A 1032-nucleotide genomic window follows, 5' to 3' on the forward strand; every position below is an offset into this window, starting at 1 on the left:
TCGACAAGATCGAGGAAGTCGCTATCCCAGACGTCCATCTCGACGATGCGCCAGCGGCCTGCAAAGGCCTTGGCGAAGCCGGGCACCTTGGCCATCAGCCGGTCTCCGCGATCAGCTTGGGCAGCCGCACCAGGTTGTAGGCGGTGGCAGCGAAGGTAAAGGCCCATGCGACGCGATCACGGCCACGGAAGCGGGTCTTCTCTTGCCCCGCGATCGTCTTGATCCAGCCGAATGCCTCCTCGATCCGCTTGCGGATGCGCTGGCTGACAGCATAGCCGCCGTGCCGGGTCGTTCGCCCGTCAATCGTAGAGCTGCGGCCGCTGGTGTTCTGTGCCACATGCGGCGTCACGTTCATCGAGCGCAGCTCGTTGACGAAGTCTTCCACATCGTAGGCTTTGTCGGCGCCAAGCGTGATCGCTGTCGGCCGGTCAGCACGAGGCTCGATCATGTGCAGCGCGGCCACCCGCTCGGCATGCCCGTCGGCCTGCGTCAGGCAGGCGTCGACCAGCAGGCCGTGGCGGTTCTCCATCAGCCCGTGCCCAATGAAGCACAGCTTCGTCTCCTTGCCTTTGCCCTTGCGGTACAGCCTAGCGTCTGGATCGGTGGTCGAGGCATGGGTGTCATTCGAGCGCTTCTGGCCATGGAAGTCCGCATCGGCATTGCGGCCGCCGCCTTGCGCCGGCGGCTCGCCAGAGCCATCCTTCGGCTTGACACTCTTCGTCGAGGCCCAGGCCTCGATCAGCGTGCCATCGACCGAGAAGTGATCACTCGATAGAAGCCTCTTCACCCTGGGCTGCGCCAGCACCACCGCCAGGAACTTCGCCGCGATGTCGCCTTCCAGCAGCCGGTCGCGGTTCTTCGAGAACACCGAATGGTCCCAGGCTGCGTCGTCGACGCCGATGCCGACGAACCAGCGGAACAGCAGGTCGTATTCCAGCCGCTCCATCAGAAGCCGCTCCGAGCGGATCGAATAAAACGCCTGCAATAGCATCGCCCGCAGCAGCTTCTCCGGCGGGATCGACGGCCTCCCAA

The 1032-nt window shown here is 64.4% G+C and carries 1 protein-coding gene; it reads right to left on the reverse strand.

Going from position 1 to position 1032, the window contains the following annotated elements; translation table 11 throughout:
- Positions 1 to 94: 94 nt before the first annotated feature.
- Positions 95 to 1032, reverse strand: a 938-nt coding sequence (locus H8A95_RS43215) for an IS5 family transposase (RefSeq protein ID WP_229188477.1), incomplete at its 5' end; no start/stop codon positions are given.

Source organism: Bradyrhizobium oropedii, assembly GCF_020889685.1.
Taxonomy (GTDB): domain Bacteria; phylum Pseudomonadota; class Alphaproteobacteria; order Rhizobiales; family Xanthobacteraceae; genus Bradyrhizobium; species Bradyrhizobium oropedii.